General features: G+C 47.9%; 20 protein-coding genes and 1 pseudogene. 11 read left to right on the top strand and 10 right to left on the bottom strand.

Annotated features, from left to right (window positions below; translation table 11 throughout):
• Positions 1-77: 77 nt before the first annotated feature.
• The 4 genes from mvk to fni are packed head-to-tail and all read left to right on the top strand — an operon-like array spanning position 78 to position 4,174.
• Complete coding sequence (gene mvk, locus ACP4IT_RS00355; protein WP_011667591.1) at positions 78-1,025, top strand: mevalonate kinase; 948 nt, start codon at positions 78-80, stop codon at positions 1,023-1,025.
• On the top strand, positions 1,022-1,996 hold the full coding sequence (gene mvaD / locus ACP4IT_RS00360; RefSeq protein ID WP_011667592.1) for a diphosphomevalonate decarboxylase: 975 nt from the start codon (positions 1,022-1,024) through the stop codon (positions 1,994-1,996). The genes mvk and mvaD overlap by 4 nt, the downstream gene beginning before the upstream one ends.
• 54 nt (positions 1,997-2,050) lie before the next feature.
• Positions 2,051-3,124, top strand: a complete 1,074-nt coding sequence (locus tag ACP4IT_RS00365) for a phosphomevalonate kinase (protein ID WP_011667593.1) — start codon at positions 2,051-2,053, stop codon at positions 3,122-3,124.
• A gap of 12 nt (positions 3,125-3,136) precedes the next feature.
• Positions 3,137-4,174, top strand: a complete 1,038-nt coding sequence (gene fni / locus ACP4IT_RS00370) for a type 2 isopentenyl-diphosphate Delta-isomerase (RefSeq protein ID WP_011667594.1) — start codon at positions 3,137-3,139, stop codon at positions 4,172-4,174.
• Positions 4,175-4,224: 50 nt separating this feature from the next.
• On the opposite strand, the gene ACP4IT_RS00375 is transcribed toward fni, so the two are convergent.
• A complete protein-coding gene (locus ACP4IT_RS00375) occupies positions 4,225-5,583 on the bottom strand; it encodes an RsmF rRNA methyltransferase first C-terminal domain-containing protein (protein ID WP_024855023.1) in 1,359 nt (452 codons plus the stop codon).
• Positions 5,584-5,792: 209 nt separating this feature from the next.
• Here ACP4IT_RS00375 and ACP4IT_RS00380 point away from each other — a divergent pair, with 209 nt between their 5' ends.
• A complete protein-coding gene (locus ACP4IT_RS00380; RefSeq protein ID WP_011667596.1) occupies positions 5,793-6,605 on the top strand; it encodes a Cof-type HAD-IIB family hydrolase in 813 nt (270 codons plus the stop codon).
• Between the two features lie 56 nt (positions 6,606-6,661).
• On the opposite strand, the gene ACP4IT_RS00385 is transcribed toward ACP4IT_RS00380, so the two are convergent.
• Positions 6,662-7,822 carry an ArgE/DapE family deacylase gene (locus ACP4IT_RS00385; RefSeq protein WP_156646575.1) on the bottom strand — a complete coding sequence of 387 codons (1,161 nt, stop codon included), beginning with the start codon at positions 7,820-7,822 and terminating at the stop codon, positions 6,662-6,664.
• A 97-nt stretch (positions 7,823-7,919) separates the two neighbouring features.
• Here ACP4IT_RS00385 and ACP4IT_RS00390 point away from each other — a divergent pair, with 97 nt between their 5' ends.
• Positions 7,920-8,372 carry a hypothetical protein gene (locus tag ACP4IT_RS00390; protein ID WP_426855143.1) on the top strand — a complete coding sequence of 151 codons (453 nt, stop codon included), beginning with the start codon at positions 7,920-7,922 and terminating at the stop codon, positions 8,370-8,372.
• Between the two features lie 24 nt (positions 8,373-8,396).
• Here the strand turns inward: ACP4IT_RS00390 and ACP4IT_RS00395 are convergent, their stop codons facing one another.
• Together ACP4IT_RS00395 and ACP4IT_RS00400 are read right to left on the bottom strand one after the other, a co-directional pair.
• Positions 8,397-9,260, bottom strand: coding sequence for an aldo/keto reductase (locus ACP4IT_RS00395; protein WP_011667599.1), 864 nt, complete (start codon positions 9,258-9,260; stop codon positions 8,397-8,399).
• A gap of 2 nt (positions 9,261-9,262) precedes the next feature.
• Positions 9,263-10,138 carry an aldo/keto reductase gene (locus ACP4IT_RS00400; RefSeq protein WP_087609467.1) on the bottom strand — a complete coding sequence of 292 codons (876 nt, stop codon included), beginning with the start codon at positions 10,136-10,138 and terminating at the stop codon, positions 9,263-9,265.
• A 123-nt stretch (positions 10,139-10,261) separates the two neighbouring features.
• On the opposite strand from ACP4IT_RS00400, the gene ACP4IT_RS00405 reads away from it, so the two are divergent.
• The 3 genes from ACP4IT_RS00405 (at position 10,262) to ACP4IT_RS00415 (ending at position 12,317) form a co-directional block, all read left to right on the top strand.
• Positions 10,262-10,645, top strand: a complete 384-nt coding sequence (locus ACP4IT_RS00405) for a LysR family transcriptional regulator (RefSeq protein WP_015473715.1) — start codon at positions 10,262-10,264, stop codon at positions 10,643-10,645.
• Positions 10,646-10,678: 33 nt separating this feature from the next.
• On the top strand, positions 10,679-11,134 hold the full coding sequence (locus ACP4IT_RS00410) for a hypothetical protein (RefSeq protein WP_015473714.1): 456 nt from the start codon (positions 10,679-10,681) through the stop codon (positions 11,132-11,134).
• A 142-nt stretch (positions 11,135-11,276) separates the two neighbouring features.
• Positions 11,277-12,317 (top strand): zinc-binding dehydrogenase, encoded by a 1,041-nt coding sequence (locus ACP4IT_RS00415; protein WP_011667601.1) that lies wholly within the window; start codon positions 11,277-11,279, stop codon positions 12,315-12,317.
• 89 nt (positions 12,318-12,406) lie between these two features.
• On the opposite strand, the gene ACP4IT_RS00420 is transcribed toward ACP4IT_RS00415, so the two are convergent.
• The 4 genes from ACP4IT_RS00420 to ACP4IT_RS00435 form a co-directional block, all read right to left on the bottom strand.
• The gene (locus ACP4IT_RS00420; RefSeq protein WP_374708771.1) at positions 12,407-12,544 is read right to left on the bottom strand and encodes a DUF2316 family protein; all 138 of its coding nucleotides are present in this window, start codon (positions 12,542-12,544) and stop codon (positions 12,407-12,409) included.
• Between the two features lie 10 nt (positions 12,545-12,554).
• Positions 12,555-12,710, bottom strand: coding sequence for a DUF2316 family protein (locus ACP4IT_RS00425; protein ID WP_251933038.1), 156 nt, complete (start codon positions 12,708-12,710; stop codon positions 12,555-12,557).
• 2 nt (positions 12,711-12,712) lie between these two features.
• Entirely contained in the window at positions 12,713-13,147 is a 435-nt protein-coding gene (locus tag ACP4IT_RS00430) for a MarR family winged helix-turn-helix transcriptional regulator (RefSeq protein ID WP_099963041.1), read from the bottom strand.
• A 69-nt stretch (positions 13,148-13,216) separates the two neighbouring features.
• A complete protein-coding gene (locus ACP4IT_RS00435; protein WP_011667604.1) occupies positions 13,217-13,663 on the bottom strand; it encodes a MerR family transcriptional regulator in 447 nt (148 codons plus the stop codon).
• A 99-nt stretch (positions 13,664-13,762) separates the two neighbouring features.
• Between ACP4IT_RS00435 and ACP4IT_RS00440 the strand changes: the two are divergent.
• Positions 13,763-14,781 (top strand): annotated as a pseudogene (locus ACP4IT_RS00440) (NAD-dependent epimerase/dehydratase family protein).
• 85 nt (positions 14,782-14,866) lie between these two features.
• Here ACP4IT_RS00440 and ACP4IT_RS00445 read toward each other — a convergent pair.
• Together ACP4IT_RS00445 and ACP4IT_RS00450 are read right to left on the bottom strand one after the other, a co-directional pair.
• Complete coding sequence (locus ACP4IT_RS00445; protein WP_011667605.1) at positions 14,867-15,835, bottom strand: zinc-binding alcohol dehydrogenase family protein; 969 nt, start codon at positions 15,833-15,835, stop codon at positions 14,867-14,869.
• 110 nt (positions 15,836-15,945) lie between these two features.
• A complete protein-coding gene (locus ACP4IT_RS00450; protein WP_011667606.1) occupies positions 15,946-17,973 on the bottom strand; it encodes a KUP/HAK/KT family potassium transporter in 2,028 nt (675 codons plus the stop codon).
• Positions 17,974-18,176: 203 nt separating this feature from the next.
• On the opposite strand from ACP4IT_RS00450, the gene ACP4IT_RS00455 reads away from it, so the two are divergent.
• Positions 18,177-19,109, top strand: coding sequence for an MFS transporter (locus tag ACP4IT_RS00455; RefSeq protein WP_015473707.1), 933 nt, complete (start codon positions 18,177-18,179; stop codon positions 19,107-19,109).
• Positions 19,110-19,144: the final 35 nt, after the last annotated feature.

Raw genomic sequence — 19,144 nt, forward strand, 5'->3', positions numbered from 1 at the left:
CAAAACTAGCGCAACGCTACCTAGTAGAGTATGATATTCTGGTAGATAAATTCGACAAAGAAAGTGAGCGATCGACCTTGGGGAAAACGGCAAGTGGCAGTAGTAATGCCAAAATCATTCTTATCGGGGATCATAGTGTGGTGTATGGTCAACCTGCCATCGCCCTCCCGCTCCCTTCAGTCACCACCCACGTCACTATGACGGCAACGGATCATGAACAACTTCTCACGAGTCGTTATTATGACGGCCCTATCGCTCAAATGCATCAGAATTTAGCCGGCGTAGCCACCCTGATTAAAACACTGCTACGTCGTTTTGACGCGGTTAACACGCCATTTCACATGACGATTACCAGTGATCTGCCGGCTGAGCGCGGCATGGGTTCTTCGGCAGCAGCGGCCGTAGCCATTACCCGAGCCATGTACGCTTTTTTTGACCGCTTTTTAAATCGTGAACAATTGTTAGCCAGTGCCGCCATTGAAGAAGCTATCACGCATGGTAAACCCAGTGGTATTGACGCGGCTACTGCCAGCTCAAATGCACCAATCTGGTTCATCCCCCATCAAGAAAGCTTGCAAATTCCATTTGCTTTAACCGGCTACTTGGTGATTGCTGACAGCGGCATCAAAGGACAAACTGGCAAGGCCGTAGCAGCGGTGGCCCGGCGAAAAACCGCTTTCCCTCAAGAAACTCAAACGCAAATTAACCACTTGGGTGACTTGACATATCAGGCACGCCAGGCATTGGCAACACCTAACATTCATCAGCTCGGGCAAATCTTAACCGAAGCACAGCAGCAATTACAAGCGCTAGGCGTTAGTTCACGCGAACTTGATCACTTAACGCAGGTTGCTACCGATAATGGCGCCTTAGGGGCCAAATTAACCGGTGGCGGCATGGGCGGTTGCTTAATTGCCCTATGCTCGGACTTACCAACCACGCAACGCGTTCAACAGGCCCTTTTAGATGCCGGTGCTACGCAAACGTGGATTGAAACTTTCAACCTTGAGGAGGCACATTCATGACAGCGGTCACCGCACGGGCACACACCAACATCGCGCTGGTCAAATATTGGGGTAAAGCCGATCCAAACTTGATGCTGCCCCAAACCAGTAGCTTATCACTAACCCTTGACCAATTTTACACGGATACCACCGTTGAATTTGATCCACGTTTAACCCACGATATGGTCCGGATCAATGCCCAATTACTGGCAGCTCCTGCCAGCCAAAAGGTCGTTGACTTCTTAAACATCGTGCGCGAGCAAAGTGGCCAATCAGCTTTCGCACATGTAACCTCCGTTAATCACGTGCCGACCGCAGCAGGTTTAGCCTCTTCGGCCTCGGCTTTTGCGGCTATGGCTGGAGCAGCTAGTCGTGCTGCCGGGTTAGAGCTCACGCCAAGGGCGTTATCACGATTGGCCCGACGCGGATCTGGTTCTGCCACGCGCTCGATTTACGGTGGTTTTGTTGAATGGCAAGCCGGTAGCGATGATCACACCTCTCTAGCCATTCCCTTGCAGGAAACGGTTGACTGGCCAATCGCTGTTGTGGCCCTCGTACTAGATCCCCATCACAAGCGAATTAGCTCACGTCAAGGGATGCAATCCAGTGTCACCACATCTCCCTACTACCCAGCGTGGAAGACCGTTGTTGCTCAGGATTTAGCCACCATCAAGCCAGCTATTTTGCATCAAGACTTTTCAACAATGGGCGAAGTCTTGGAAAGTAACGCCATGCGGATGCATGCGTTAACATTAAGTGCGCAGCCCCCTTACAGTTACTTCAATGGAGACACGTTAAGGGCCATGGACACGGTCCGAGTCTTACGGCAAGCGGGACAAGAATGTTACTATACCTTAGACGCTGGCCCTAACCTGAAAGTCTTTTGCCAGACGCCGGACCTCCCCACCATCACGCAGAAATTTGCCGAACAATTCGGTGCTGAACACGTGATCGTTGCTCATCCCGGACCCGGGTTACGCTTTCTTTCATAAATAAGGGCATTATTTAATAATCATAATAGTTGTTACAAGAAGGGACCTGATTTTTTGATTTCCGCGCAAGCACCCGGAAAATTATACATTGCTGGTGAGTACGCTGTGGTTGAACCGGGATATCCGGCCATCATTGTCGCGCTTAATCAATTTGTGACCGTTACAATCGAGACTAGTCGAGACTACGGTCGCATTGCATCGAAACAATACCAAGAAAATTCGCTTTATTGGCAACGGCAAGGAACGGAACTGGTTTTTGATAATCGTGATAACCCCTTCCACTATATTCTATCGGCCATTCATCTGACCGAGCAGTACGCCCAAACACTGGGCAAGCCTCTCAGCATTTATCACTTGAATGTTAATAGCGAGTTAGACAGTGCTGACGGGAAGAAATACGGCTTAGGTTCCTCAGCCGCCGTTACCGTGGCAACCGTCAAGGCCCTGTGCCAATTCTACGACATCCCTATGAGTCAGGATCGTTTATTCAAGCTAGCGGCTATCGCTCACTTAGACGTCCAAGGAAACGGCTCGCTTGGAGATATTGCTGCTTCCGTATACGGCGGCTGGATTGCCTACCAAGCATTTGATCGCGATTGGTTGGCTTCAGCGCGGCGGGAACTTTCTTTAGAACAATTGCTAGATACTCAATGGCCCGGGTTACAAATCGAATTACTCACGCCACCTGAACCCCTACGACTAATGATTGGTTGGACCGGAACACCGGCGTCCACCTCCCATCTCGTTGATAAAATCGCACTGTTCAAGGCAACGCGTCGCAAAGACTATCACACATTTCTTCGGGAGAGTCGTGAGTGCCTACAACGCATGATCGACGGTTTCCATCATCAAGACCTCAACGCAATTCAAACCGAAATTGCGGTCAATCGGCAATTACTGAATCATTTAGCTCACCTGAGCCATGTAACCATTGAAACAACTTTGTTGAAGACCATGTGTGACATTGCTGAGCATGTCGGTGGTGCGGCTAAATCTTCTGGTGCCGGTGGTGGTGACTGCGGGATTGTCATTATCAACGCTGCTAAGGATTTGGCTCACCTGTTAACTGAATGGGAAGCTCGCGGAATTGAACCACTAAAACTTAACGTCCATCACGTTATCGAATAAGGAGATTATCCTATGGACCTATCACGTCATGCCCATCGCAAAGATGAACATCTATCCTTAGCAGAAAAGTTTTACACGCCAACGGCCACTAGTCAATTTGACCAATTACGGTTTGTTCACCAGAGCTTGCCTGAAATCAGTCTCACTGACGTTGATTTTTCCACTCAGCTTGGCCCGTTATCTCTAAAGGTACCACTCATGATTGAGGCCATGACGGGCGGTAGCCCACGAACGGGCGTTGTTAACGCCCAATTGGGACGAATTGCCGCAGCGACTGGCATGGCGGTCGCTAGTGGTTCACAGAGCATCGCCCTTAAAGATGAACAGGCCATTCCAACCTTTACTTCTCTGCGTGAAAACAACCCCGACGGCCTAGTTTTTGCGAACATTGGCGCTGGTCACGATGTACGGGCGGCCAAACATGCTGTCCAGATGCTGGCGGCTAATGCTCTGGAGATCCACGTCAATACAGCGCAAGAGTTGGTCATGCCTGAGGGCGATCGCGACTTTCACTGGCTGGATCATATTGGAAACATCGTTGCGGCACTAGACGTTCCCGTTATTGTAAAGGAAGTTGGGTTCGGCATGGCGCAAGAGACTCTCCAAAAACTCCAACACGTTGGCGTCAAACTAGTCGACCTGGGTGGCCGGGGCGGGACTAACTTCGTTGATATCGAAAATTTCCGCCGTCATCAAAAAGAACTCAACTACCTTGATACCTGGGGACAGTCGACGGTCGAATCTTTATTTGAAGCTCGCCAACAACCTGACTTACAGGTCATTGCCACCGGTGGCATTCGTCAACCCCTGGATGCTGCTAAGGCGTTGGCATTGGGGGCACGGGTTGTCGGCAGTGCTGGCCAGATTCTACACAGTCTAATCAAGACCGATGAGGCCACCACCACGGCTATGCTGTTAGACTGGCAAGTCGGTTTGCGAACGATCATGACCTTACTGGGCACGACCGACTTAACGCAGCTTCGGCAACAACGTCTCCTGTTGTCGCCAGAACTAATCAACTACTGCCAACAGCGTCAATTAACTTATTAAACAAAAAGCGTGTTCCCCAAAACCTGGGAGCACGCTTTTATTGATTTCATTTAATGATCGTAGACGGTGAATCGTAGCCCTTTAGGGAAAAAGTTTTTAACGGTATTACCGACAACTTTGCCAAAGCCAACTGGTTGACCCGCACAAACTAGCAAATACCAGCCTTTCTCCGGTGCCGTGGTTAAAGTAAAGGTATCACCATGGACCCATGCTCGCCACTGATCCGCCGTAATGGTTAGTGAACGACTAACGACTTGCGGATCACTCGCTAAGGCCAAAGCGTAAGCCGGCTCAAATCGATTCTTCTTGAAGACACCCAGATGCAAGCCCGGACGGAAAACATGAGCGTGTTTCAAATCCGGCAGTGTTACTGGTAAAGCAAAGAGTTGATCTTTGACTGTCACTAAGTTGGTAAACGTCGCTTGACCGAGCACCTGATCAGCGAAGTCTTGCCATAACTTTTGTTGGTCCCGCGTCAATGCTTGACCCAAGGTAGCCGACCCGCGAAGCTCATGGGCGTCACCGGTGTCACGTTCTAGTTTTGCCACAAAATGCCCCTCACCTTGCATGAGATGGGGGAACAACCGGGCGGCCTTAGCGAGTTCGGGATTGCCATCAGCCCATTCTGGTCGCGCATCAACCACGCCACCGACCTTTTGGATCGGTACCAAGTGAAATTCAGGGAAGTTTTGGAGTACCCACGCCATCATTTGCTCATCTTCTTCAGGCGCAAAAGTACAGGTGGAATAGATCAATTGTCCACCGGGCTTAACCATCTTCAACGCCTCTGTCAAAATATCACGTTGACGTGCGGCACAGTCATTCACATAATCTAATGACCAATACGTCATGGCCGCTGGATCTTTTCGAAACATGCCCTCACCAGAACAAGGTGCATCAACCAGTACCTTATCAAAATAATCCGGGAATACCGGACTCAGTTGTTCCGGCGCATCATTAAAGATGACGGCATTGGGCACACCAAACCGTTCAACATTTTCGGCCAATACCTTAACCCGTTTGCGATTAATTTCATTCGTGACGAGCAATCCGGTTCCTTGCAGATAGCTGGCTAAATGCGTCGTTTTTCCGCCAGGCGCCGCGCATAAGTCTAGCACCCGTTCACCAACTTTAGGTGCCGCCGTTGCGCCTACAAACATGGCACTTGGTTCCTGACTGTAGACTGCCCCGCTTTGATGCATCAGACTACGGCCACTTACTGAACCAAAATGACCTAAGGGCTCATAAGCAACCGTTGGTGTCTCTGTCAATGTCGTTGGTAAGTCATGGTGAGTTGGATTGACGCGATAGCCACTTAGACTGGGAGTGTCAAAGCTTGCTAAAAATGCGGCAGCCTCCGTTCCCAGTAGGCGTTGATATTTCGTAACAAAGTCATCAGGTAAATTCACCATTATTCCTCCATCTTGTTAGATACAATTACATACTTGCTATATACATAATCCCATAAAACGTGTTTTTCTCTTTGCCTATTATACCCGTTTCTTAAAGCTGACACTAGTCCAAAATGGTAGTAACTTTTCAATACTTGTGGTACATTTAAAAGGCTAGTTTACATTTGATTCGACTTAAATACACTAAGAACTGTGAGGTGTTCTCTTTGGAACGAAAACTAATTGCGATTGATTTGGATGGCACCACATTAAACGCTGCTGCTGAGATTGCTCCCCGCACCAAAGCTGTTTTGAAAGAAGCCCGGGCGGCCGGACATATCGTCAGTATCGTCACGGGACGGCCAAATCGGATTTCCGCCAACATCTATGATGAACTGGGGCTAGACAGTCCCATGATCAATTTTAATGGCAGTTTGGGATACCTACCCCACCAGGATTGGGCCGATGAATACCAGTATACATTCAACAAAGAAGTGGCCTTTGATCTCTTAACCCACCGTGAAGAACTGGGCATTAACATGATTGCTGCTGAAGGTAAAAACCTCTTTTTAGCTGTCCGCGATCAGCCGGTCGAAGTTGGCTTTTTCCCTTCCGTCTTGCAAGCTAACCAAATTCTTAACCAAAAGACCCTTCAGGAAAACCCAACTAGTTTGACGGTTGCCGTTGACCGTGGCCATCAAGAGCACCTATTGAGTTATTTGCAGCACAACTTCGCCGACGAAATCGATGCAGCGCCGTGGGGTGGCCCTAACTCCGTGGTTGAACTCGGGGTAAAGGGGGTTCAAAAAGCAACCGGCGTTGAGTTTCTGGCAAACCATTACCACATTGCGCGCAAGGACATCATTGCTTTCGGGGATGAACATAACGATACTGCGATGATTGATTATGCCGGTTGGGGAGTTGCGATGCAAAATGCGACCCCTGCCATCAAGGCACTGGCTAATGACATTACGCCTTTGGACAATGATCATGACGGCTTGGCAACTTACCTACAGGATTATCTAAAATTAGCCGAATAAAAGGACGTCGACAGTTTCCCACTATCTGGAAAACAGTCAGCGTCCTTTTAAGCCATCTAGGAGCGTGTTGCTTGTTGCAAGTAATCAATAAACAATTGTTGATACAGTTGCGTGAAATCTAAAAACATTTGCTTGTTAACATATTCATCAACCTGATGAGCAGTATCGCTCCCGGGACCAAAAATAATAAATGGAAATTCGTGGCCCTTTTGTTTCAACAAGTTAGAGGCATCTGTAACAGCTGGTAAGGCTAATTTGGGAATAGCCGTCCCGGCATAGTCAGCCCCAATTTTAACAGCTAACTGGCTCAATAACGTCTCCTTGGGTTCTTCCACTGGCCACTGAGACATATACACATCCGTGGATACTTGGGCCCCTTGCTGATTTTGCTGATCGACCAATTCTTTAAGCGTGGCGACAACCTGATCATTATTAAATTCGGGAATTGTCCGCACATTCATTTCTGCCGTGGCCATCTCTGGAATTGAATTAACTTGATTTCCGCCTTGGAAAACCGTTGTATTAAAGGCTAAATCACCAAGCAGCTCATTATGGCGATCGCTATTCCGAAAGACCTGGTTCGCTTGATTCAAGATCACTAGCAAAGGATCAATAGCGTTAACGCCCATTTCCGGCATTGAACTATGTGCCGCCTTGCCTTGAGCGGTTAATCGAATGTCCATTGACCCCTTGTGTGCGTAAAAGACGCGATAGCCGGATGGTTCACCAATCAGCAAAGCATCTACATCATCCATGGCACCTTGTTCTAGAAATGCCTGTGATCCCGTTTCGCCAACTTCTTCTGCAATAGTCGCCATCAGTCTAATTCGACCAGTCTTGGGCTGTCCCGCTGCTTGCAACTCAATCATCGCGATAACTAAAGCCACTAATCCAGACTTCATATCACTGGCACCGCGACCATACAAGTTGCCGGATCGTTCGCTGAGCTTAAAAGGATCACTCTGCCATTGTGTGACGTCGCCAGGAGATACCACATCCATGTGACCAGAAATACCTAAAATGGGCGAGCCATGGCCAATCTCTGCGATCAGATTAGCTCGTCCAGAACTGACCGGCACAATTCTCGCATCAATATCATGATCCGTCAGTACCCGCTTAAGGTACTGCGCCACCAATTCCTCATGGTCATTCACTGATTGAATGGCGATCAAATCTGCCAACAGTTGAACTTTCTGTTCATCTGTAAAAACTGTCATCACACTGATTCCTCCTTTTTACAAAAAAGTATACCGCAACTACCATGCAAGAATCAGCTATTTTGTTATGATAAATCATTACTAACGGAGCGATTACATGATAACCGTTCAAGACTACTATGAACCAACTCAACCAACGTTACTCTTTTCCCTACATCCGGAACCCGCACAAGTGATCGAAGCCGGCACTAAACGTATCGAGTATCGACGTCGTTTTTACCATCAAGGGCCATTTCAAGCGTTCGTTCATGTAACCGGTACTCACGGCGGTATTGGCCTATTTCTTCAAATTAGCCAGCCGCTAGTGGCAGCTCCCAACCGTTTACTAGCCAATCTGACCGCTACTGATGCTACCGCCATTCGCAATGTTTCCCAGGCTGTTGCACTGCCAATCCGGACTGTGATTGCCATTCCACGACTTACACTTGCTGACTTGCGTCAAGTGGACCCCCAGTTTACAGCCCCACGTGCATACCGGTTTCTCGATAAACCGGCGCAACACCCCTTGCGCCAATTTCTCTTACAACAACCAGGTATCAAAAAACCATGATCTCAAACGATCATGGTTTTTGCACTAGTCATTAGCGTGCACGTCAAAGGCCCGTAATAACATATCCGCAACACCTGGTGCATCAGGATCATGTTGCCCATGCCCTTGATCTAACGCAGCTAATTGCGCCATTTCAGCTGGTGTTAAGTCAAAATCAAAAATATCTAAATTACTCTTAATTCGCGCTTCATGCACTGACTTAGGAAAGACAATAATCCCTAATTGATTTTCATACCGCAGAATCACTTGCCCAGCGTCTTTGCCATACTTGACTGCTAGTTGTTGGATGACGGGTTCATTTAGGAGAGACTGATTTCCTTGTCCTAACGGCGCCCATGCCTCAAGCTTCACATCATGCGGTGCCAACAACTGACGCAATTCGGTCTGTTGAAAGTACGGGTTGAATTCAACCTGATTAACAGCGGGAATCGTGGTGAATTCTGGAACAAACTGTTGCCACAACTTAGGTGTCATATTTGACACCCCAATTGAGCGAATCTTTCCCGCCTTTTGAGCCGCTTCCATGGCCTGCCAAGCACCAGGAACATCACCATATGGTTGGTGAATTAAATATAAATCAAGGTAATCTAACCCCAATTTTTGGAGTGATACGTCAATTGCGCGTTGGGCTGGTTCGAACCCAAAATCCTGTAACCACAGTTTACTAGTTACCCAAATCTCATTACGTGGAATGCCACTGTCCCGTACCGCCTGTCCAACCTCAGCTTCATTGAAGTAAGCAACGGCTGTGTCTACATGGCGATAACCCGCTGCCAAAGCCGCTTTAACGGCTTGATACGTTGAGCCGTCGTTGGGAATTTGAAAAGTACCGAAACCAACTGCTGGAATTTGGTTCCCATCGTTTAATTGAATCGTTGGTGTTGTCATCGTTAATCAACATCCTTTCGTAATTGCTTAAGACTTGACCCAAAAATTTGCTCAATCGTGGCAGGGTCGCGGTGGTCAAAAAATTGGCTCTCACCACGATCTAATCCCGCTAACGTTGCCATTTCTGCCGCAGTTAATTCAAAATCAAAGACTGCTAAATTTTCGGCCATCCGTTCTTGGTGAACAGACTTAGGAATGACCGTAATTCCTCGCTGTAATAACCATCGCAAAATAACTTGACCAGTTGTCTTCCCATGTGCTTGGGCAATCGTGCTAATCGTCGGATCTGTAAAAATTCCGTGCTGTCCTTCTGCAAATGGTGCCCAAGCTTCAACTCGCACATGATCGGCTTGGTTAGCGGCTACTTCTTGTGGCTGTTGATACCATGGATTAACCTCAATTTGATTAACCGCTGGTTGGACGGTCATCGTCAGCTCCAAATTTTTAAGTTGATCCGCATAGAAGTTCGACACCCCAATCGCCCGAATCTTCCCCGCATGGTAAGCTTCCTCCATTGCTCGCCAAGCGCCCATGACATCACCATACGGCTGATGTAACAAGTAGAGGTCCAAATAGTCTAATCCTAAACGTTGCAGGGAAGCATCAATTCCCTTCTTAGCTCGTTCATAGGTGAATTCTGAAACCCACAATTTAGAGGTCACAAACAAGTCACTACGCGCCACGCCACTCTGCTGAATCGCTCGACCAACTGCCGTTTCGTTTTGATAAGCCGTAGCAGTGTCAATCAACCGATACCCGGTTTGAATTGCCTGGGTAACAGCCGTTTCACACTCAGCTAAATCCGGCACTTGAAAAACGCCAAACCCCAATTGGGGCATCGTCACACCATTATTTAACACAATTGTTGGTACGGACACATGATCAAATCCTTTCTTGTTACCTGATTGGCTCCTATGATAGAACAAACTGAGACGGTTGAAAATTACTTCTTAAACATGCTAGTATACCGTTAACGCATACTACGGAGGAGTGGAACTCGGATGTTAGATAATCACTTGCTGGAGGAATTGGCAACCTTTGCTCAAACTAAGACATTGGCAGAAACCGCAACTAAACTCAATATCACGCAACCAACCGTGACTCGGGGCATGCAAAAATTAGAAGAGCAACTCGGTGTTAAGCTTTTTGAACGCCATCCCAATCGACTCACTCTAAACGCCACGGGGAAACTCGCCGCAGCCGAAGCTACCCGATTACTGGCAGCCCAGCGTGAGGCTGTCACTCGGATTCGCAATTTTGACTCATCACACCAAACCTTTCCCATTGCTACCACCTTACCCGGTCCGTTACTTTACTTGCAACACATCCAAGGGCACTTACCAACTACAACGCACTTGCCAACCACATTGCTGGCACCGGAGTGAGTCACAGCGGCTCTCACATCACAACAAGCCATTGTGGTATTAACCAATCAGCCGCTCGATACGCCATTAATCACGAGTCAATCAATCGGCATTGAGCGTTTAGCCGTCAATCTGAATCAATTCATGTATCAGGCTAATCAGGCAACCGTTAGTTTTGCTGAGCTTCAAGGATTAAATTTTATTGTGTTACGCGATATTGGCCCGTGGCGAGACATCATTCAACAGGCCATCCCTAACGCCCAATTCTTCTACCAGGAACAGCGAGCCGCATTACTCGCCTTGACTAAATCTGCTAATTTGCCGTTCTTCACCACAAATTTATCTATATTTGACCCCACTTTTACCACAAATCAGGTCACAGAACAACGCGTTTGCTTACCGATCAATGATGTTGCGGCCCAAATGACCGTCTATGCCACCTACTTGCGCACTGAAAAAACACGAGTCCAGCCACTGATTACCCAACTTTCAACCCATTGGCCCAACTAAGCTGTCACGGGTATGCCTGCAACAAAATAATTATTTTTCAATTTTCACTTGCTTTCGAGTGGACTCGAAGGCGTACACTAAGGTTAAGCTGATTGGATGTGGGCTATCACCACTTCTCAACCCAACAAGGAGGAAATACATGATGAAATCCACTATGTTTATGGAACCCGGCAAAGTTGCCATCGAAGACATCGAAAAACCGCAAGTTCAGGCACCTGATGATGTGATTATTCACGTCGTTCGCACCTGTGTTTGTGGGTCAGATCTGTGGGCTTATCGCGGTTTAGAAGATAAGCCACATCATTCTGAGAACACTGGTCACGAAGCCATTGGGATCGTTGAAGCGGTTGGGTCTGACATCACAACTGTCGTTCCTGGTGACTTTGTGATTGCGCCATTTACTCATGGTTGTGGTCACTGTGCTGCTTGTCGTGCCGGTTTTGACGGCGATTGCCAAAACCACACGGACAACTTCAGTAATGGTGTTCAAGCCGAATACATTCGTTTCCAACACGGCGAATGGGCCTTAGTCAAGATTCCCGGCCAACCATCTGACTACAGTGAAGATATGTTGGCCTCCCTGTTAACTCTCGCCGATGTTATGGCGACCGGTTATCACGCCGCTCGTGTCGCTAACGTGAAAACGGGTGATACCGTTGTCGTCGTTGGTGATGGTGCCGTGGGTCTTTGTGGGGTTATTGCCGCACAAATGCGCGGTGCTAAGCGCATTATTATTATGAGTCGGCATGAAGATCGGCAAAAGCTAGCCCGTGAATTCGGCGCAACTGATGTCATTGCCGAACGGGGCGATGACGCGATCGCCAAAGTTAATGCCTTAACCAATGGTGCTGGCGCTGACGCCGTCTTAGAATGTGTCGGCACGGAACTATCCAATGTTACCGCCATGCAGGCTGGTCGTCCTGGCGCCATCGTTGGCCGGGTAGGCTTACCCCATGAACCCAAGATGGATATGACCGCATCATTCTACAACAACACTATCATCGCTGGGGGCCCTGCTTCTGTCACGACCTACGATAAGCAAGTCTTATTGAAGGCCGTCTTAGACGGTGATATTCACCCAGGCAAGGTCTTCACCAAGCAATTTAGCTTAGACGATATTGACGCTGGCTACCAAGCCATGACCAATCGTGAAGCAATCAAATCATTGATTGTCGTTGACTAATTAGACAGTCATTCAGTTAAAAACACCAACTAAGTCTATTACCTAGTTGGTGTTTTTCGTGTTCAGATTTAGCTGTTAAATCAGCGGCATTAATCCGCTAAGCTTCCCCGCCGAATGCGGCCTTGATTTAAAAACCAATGCCGTAATGGCGATCCGTTTAAACGGCTGTAAGGAATAGGATGCTGTTTTTGCGCCTGTATGGCGGCATTGAGGTAATTTCGTAAAATCCACGGGTCTTCAAATCCGACTAACCCGTAACTCTAATACCGCGTCCACGTAATCTGGTGTGGTTTGGAGGTCTGCCGCAACCTGGTCAACCGTTAAGCCACTTAATTTAAAGTTAGCCTGTAGTTCTTTTCGCGTTGCTTGTTCTTCTGAAATCGTTAATGACATTGTTAGGACTCCCTTGATAATCGCTGTAAGATCAGCTTCAACGTCTCAGAAAGTTGCGTCTGCTGGTCGACAGGAACTGCCTGCATCATTTGGCGATTGACCGTGGTGAATGCAGCCGCAATCTGTTGCGCCACCTGCTCACCGGCAGTCGTAACGTGCAACTGTTTTTCTCGATCATTGTCAGCTGCCACCTGGCGTACCACCAATTGCTGCGTTAACAACCGCTTAATCAGATTTGATGTACTCGCCGCTTGGCGCCCCAGGTAACTGCCAACTGCTCGCTGATTAGTCCCCGGGTGCTGATCAATATAATTCAGTGCTCGGGCCTGCTCATTGTTCAAATTTAACTGCTTTAGTTGCTGATTCAACGCCTGTGTTTCTGCTTGGGCCAGTTGGTAAATCAGCCCCATCAAGTTTTGCTGCGTTTGCACTACCACCACCTACTTCCTTAGACGTAGGTCCAGTTTATCACAAACAGTTTTAAATGCAACTGTTTTGTTTAAAACTTAATTTAAAGGTGCCAAATACGGATTTGGTAAGCCATTGGCAATTTTTTCCGCTTGGGCCACCGCCTGTTCTTGGGCAACTAAAGCCGCCGCATCCGGATCATCATAAATATTGAGTTTAAAATCAATTTCCTTCAAATTATCCTGGATGAGAGCTAATCGGGCTAAAATAGCTTCACGGTGAGCGTGCAATAGACGCTGTCGTTGTGGCACACTGGTGGGGCCTTGCATCACGTAACCAATGTATTGGCGAATATCAGCAATGGTCATCCCGGTATTCTTTAAACAGGTAATCGTGTGGAGCAAATGCAAGTCGCCCTCAGTAAATGCCCGATAACCCGACTGATTACGGGCAACGAATGGCAGTAAGCCTTGCTTATCATAGAATCGAAGCGTATAGATGGATAATCCCGTCTTGTCCGCTACTTGTTTGATCGTATACGTCAAAAAATTGACCTCCTAGCTTGCCCTAGAGTGTGGTCTAGGGTTTATGCTGTCTACATTAACTAATTTCATCGCGCCATGCAAGCGCTAAAGGAGATCACTATGTCAAATGAAAAGGTTCTCGTTACTGGGGGCAATGGCTTTCTGGCCCTCCATATTATTCAACATTTACTTATCCAAAACTATCCCGTTCGGGCGACCTTACGTCGCTTAGACAAGGCCAAAGCCGTTCGCCAAGCACTCACCAATGTTCAAACGCCCCATTTGGACCGGTTAGAATTCGTTCAGGCCGACTTAACTACCGACGCCGACTGGCCAGCCGCTATGACTGGTATCACGTATGTGATGAGTGTGGCTGCCCCGGTCTTTGTTAACGGCGCGACTGTCACGGATGCCGTCGCTAATACGGCCGAAGCCGGCACGCTACGAATTCTCAAGGCCGCCGCGGCCGCTGGCGTCAAGCGGCTTGTCATGACTGCTAACTTTGGTGCGGTCGGGTTTAGTAGTCTTGATCCGACCCATGTGATTACGGAGGACGACTGGACGGATCCCCAACAATCAGGGCTTTCGGCTTATGAGCAATCAAAACTACTCGCGGAAAAGGCGGCTTGGAACTACGTCGCCGACCACAATCACCCTTTTGAGTTGGTCACGGTCAATGCCGGCGCGATGTTGGGACCCGCATTAGACGATCATGTGAGTGGGAGCTTTGGTCTCGTAAAACGCCTGCTGACGGGCCAGGCTATGCCTAATTTAACCGTTAGTGTCGTTGACGTTCGCGATGTTGCGATATCCATGTCCGGGCAATGACCACCCCAGCCGCTGCCAATCAGCGTTTCTTGGCAGTAGAAGATCATCCTATTTCTATGAAAGAAATTCGGACGTTGGTTAAAACCCGTTTCCCTGAATTAGCGGACCGACTACCTAAGCACTTTCTACCCAATATTGTCATTAATGTCTTAGCCCCCTTTAGTTCTGCCATCAAAGAAGGTCATCTCATGTTGCATTTGAGCCATCACGTTAGCAATCAGAAGGCCCGAACGGTATTAGGATGGACCCCATTAAGTAGTGCAAAAACGGCTGTAACCGAAGCCGTTAAACAACTCAAACCAACGCTATAACGGCACCAGTGTTGGAAATTAAAAATCAGTCCTTTCCAAAATGTGGAAGGACTGATTTTTGTTATTTAACCGATCGTCATTATTTCTATGCTTCAATCACCACAACATACTTTCCCCAGCCCTGGCGGCTCTCAATTTCCGCGTGGGCCTGAGCCACCTCACGGAGAGTAAACACCTTCGTCGGGTGAATGTCGACGTGTTTTTCCGTCACGAGGTCCACTAACTCCTGCAACAATTGTGGTTCCACCTCACCAGAAGAAAACGACGTCAAATACCGATTATTGGGAATATCGCCAATCGGTTCAAATGCATCGAAAGCCCATTGACCACCCAATTCACCAGTTGAGCTGACAATGCCACCAGGCGTTAAATGTTGTAGAGAGTCCTTGGCCGTCTTAGGACCGATTAAGTCTAAAATCTTATCAAAGGTTGCTACGGCTGGCAGATGCGTTAATTCACCCGTCAAAACTTGATCAGCCCCTTGTTCTTGTAACGTCGCCGCCTTATCAGCATGGCGGGTCGTACTAGTGACGCGAATGCCGGGTTGCAACGCATGGGCCAACTTGGCAGCCATCATGCCCACGCCACTTGATCCCCCACGAATCAACACGTGATCTTGTGGCTGCAATCGTAAGCCGCGTAGTGCCCCATACGCCGTGTATCCCGTTTCGGGTAATGTCGCCAATTCAGCCCAGCTGAGATCCGTCGTAATCGGATATAGCTGCTCATTAGGCAGAAGCACATACTCCGCATAACTACCGTCAAACGCCCGGCCCATCTCGCCCATAATTGAGATGACCGTTTGACCAGTGGTGAACTGATCGGGCGCTGTGGTAGCAGCTACCTCGCCAACGACTTCAATTCCCAAAATCCGAGGAAACTCGACACTCGGCGACAGGCCCTGACGCGTAAAGACTTCTGAATGATTAATCCCAAAACCGTGAACCCGAACTAAGCTCCAACCAGGCTTTAACGCTGGGCAGGGCACTTCGCGATACGATAAAACGTCCGGTGCCCCGGGATGATCAACAACCACTGCGTGCATCATCTGCATAAATATTGCCTCCCTTTTAAGTTAAACATAGTTCATGATGTCACTATTTGGAAAGGACTAAACTTAAGCAAAATCGTCGCAATTCTTTCAAAACCAAAGTTTTTGATCATTCACACTTGATGACGGGTTGTCTGTCGTTTCGCTAAATGAACCAGCGCTGGGTCGGTCATTGGCTTGGTAAATAACGGAATCGTTTCTTCAAGCACATCGCTAAATTCCAAGCCATACCAAATCGCTGGCGACGGCGTGATATTTTGTAAGAAGATCCGTCCACCAATTAGGAATCGATCGAATTGATGCATGGTGGGATTTCCCGCCAAATCCATAATCTGCTGATTCTGAACCACAAATTTAAAGTCACCGACCTGTCGCGGTTGCGTAATCCCATAATTCGAATACTGAGGGTCAATACTATGATCGGCAATCAGGCTGGTTACAATTGCCCGTAAATAACGATTAATATGTTGTGACTTACGGAACCCTAGATTCAGCCGCACTTCAACCACATTGCGCGTTCCTAACATGTCAACGCTGTAGCTACAGTCGTAAGGACGATTGGTTTCATTAATTGTAATAAACCAATAGACCTTCGCGCGCTTGGGTCGTTTATCTAAAATAGAATATAGAATTGATCGCTTGACCCGATGCAACTGATCCACCTTCGCCAGGTAAACCAAGTTAGTTGCAAATAGTGGCTGGTTATCGTCTTGACTTAGTTGAATCAACTGCGACCGATAATTCAACAAACTGATCTGTTCATCGGCTTGGTTATAGCGTAGGCGCCGCCGGTTACCAAAAAACCAAACGACCATAATTAAGAAGATCATCAACGTGAGTCCTAATGTCAGATACCCACCATGAATAAACTTCGTTAAACTGGCCACCAAAAAGAGGGTCTCCAATAAACCAAATCCCGCCAATAAGGCCAATGACCAGAACCGGTGGCCTTTCATTTGAACCCACTGGCTCAACAATATCGTCGTCATCAACATCGTCAAGGTGATGGCCAATCCATACGCCGCTTCCATATGCGCCGAGGTTTGAAATAACCAAACAATGCTCAAAGTTACCAAGCACAGCAGCCAATTAATAGCACCAATATAGATTTGACTACGCACGTTGCTAGGATGTTTGATAATCATACGCGGGAGAAACTTCAGTCCCACTGCTTCATCAACCAACGTGTAGGACCCCGTAATCAAGGCTTGTGAGGCAATAATGGCCGCAACTGTGGCCAGCACAATCATGGCAATCCGACCACCACTGGGAATCATTTCATAAAATGGATTGATATTGGTCACATTTCGCCAGGCGGGCCCTTGACTATGGGTTAACATCCAAGCGCCCTGCCCTAGATAGTTTAAAATCAACATCGCATAAACGAAGGGCCAAGTTGCATCAATATTAGCCTTACCCACGTGCCCCATATCGGAATACAACGCCTCTGCGCCGGTGGTTGCCAGGAAGACGCTCCCCAGAATAAAAATACCCATTTTATTCGTTGGACTAAACAGCACCTGAATCGCATAAACGGGTGAAAATGCTCGGAGAATCGCCGGTGCCTGACTAATGTTAAGTAGTCCAATACCCCCGATAACGATAAACCAGAGTAACATCATCGGTCCGAATGAACGCCCAACGACTGCCGTCCCTAAGACTTGAATCGTAAAGAGACTGACCAATATCAGCGTAACACTAAGCGGAACCAACCACGAATACTGAGAAAAGGCCCTTAGATCCGGTAAGCCTTTAAGGCCCTCAACCGCTGAGGTCACGGTGACGGCGGGGGTCAACGTCCCATCTGCCAGTAAAGCGGCACCCCCAATCAAAGCCACAAAAATCAGCCACTTAGCACGATGACGCACCAGCGCATAGAGGGCAAAGATACCACCTTCGTGGTGATTATCAGCCCGCAAGGCAACGAGCACGTACTTCACTGTCGTAATCAGCATGAGTGTCCAAAAGATTAAGGAAACACTGCCAATCACGTAATCCGGTGTCGCATTTTTCAACGGACCAGCATCGTTAATCAATGCATTCATGACATACAAGGGCGATGTCCCAATATCACCGTAAACCACCCCCAACGTAATCAGCATACCGAGCCATGAGCCCTTTTCTAGCCGCTCTTTACGCATAATGGTCCCCCCCATTTCAGCCTAATCTGCGACTCATACTATACTAGCTTTTTTCACGATTGGGTAATTAAACGACCTTAAACTGAATTATCTGCATAAGTCTTGGCTATCGCTTTGTTATATGAAGTTACTTACCATAAGGTCCATCCGCAAGCGTTAAACTCTTCTACCGGTTTCGTTGAGACGTAAATTTTCACTGGTTATTGCTCGTTGTTTCAGCTATTCGGCATTATTCAACAGCACCTTCACATAACCAATACGACTACTGCTCTATTAGTTACACTACCATTAATCTGTTTTGCAATATTGGCGGGGCCATTGCCCTATTGAATATCCTAATTCCCACACTGATTGCAGCCACCACGCCATCCCGAGTCACCCAAATGACCAGTTATTATTCCCTGACTATGAATCTTATTGCCGCTATCGGTACCGCTATTATCTTACCGTTGGCCACTATTTGGGGCTGGACAACTGCCATGCAATTGCTTGGACTACCGGCTGGCTTTGCATTATTGGCCAGTGTTTTTTATCGTCACGCACTGCCCACCCAATCGCGTGTCACCCCCACAACTAACGTGCACTGGAAACTCGATCGCTCAACCACCTTACTAGCCTTGTTTATGGGTTGCCAATCTCTCATTTTTTATACGCTAATAACTTGGTTACCGACCATTTATCAAGCCTTTGGGGCCAGTGCCGCTGAGGCAGGTACCTTATTATCGGTCTTTCAGCTTGTCGGTATCCCTGCCGCGCTCGTTCTCACCTACCGCTGGCACTTCCAACGATTACTTCCGCTTATTTTACTGGGGTACCTGGTTGGTTTGACCTGCCTACTTTGGCGCGGTTGGGGACACTGGCTCTCAGCAATTATTCTGGGACTCACATGCTCATTGGTTTTCACGCTCGCCCTTAATCTCATCGCCACCAGCAGTCGCCGGGTCACAGTAGTCGCCCAGCGATCCGCTATTGCCCAATCCTGTGGATACTTATTAGCGGCTGTTGGGCCACTTCTACTAGGTCAACTTAATCACATTTTTGCTAGTTGGCAACCCGGACTTCTCCTCATTGGTGGGTTAATGATCTTAACCGTTAGTATTGGTTACGCCTTAGTCACGACTACGCATCAACAATAACTGATAAAAAAGCCAACGCCATGAATCACGTTGGC

It is taken from the genome of Levilactobacillus sp. LN180102 (assembly GCF_050106635.1).
GTDB classification, from domain to species: Bacteria; Bacillota; Bacilli; order Lactobacillales; family Lactobacillaceae; genus Levilactobacillus; species Levilactobacillus brevis.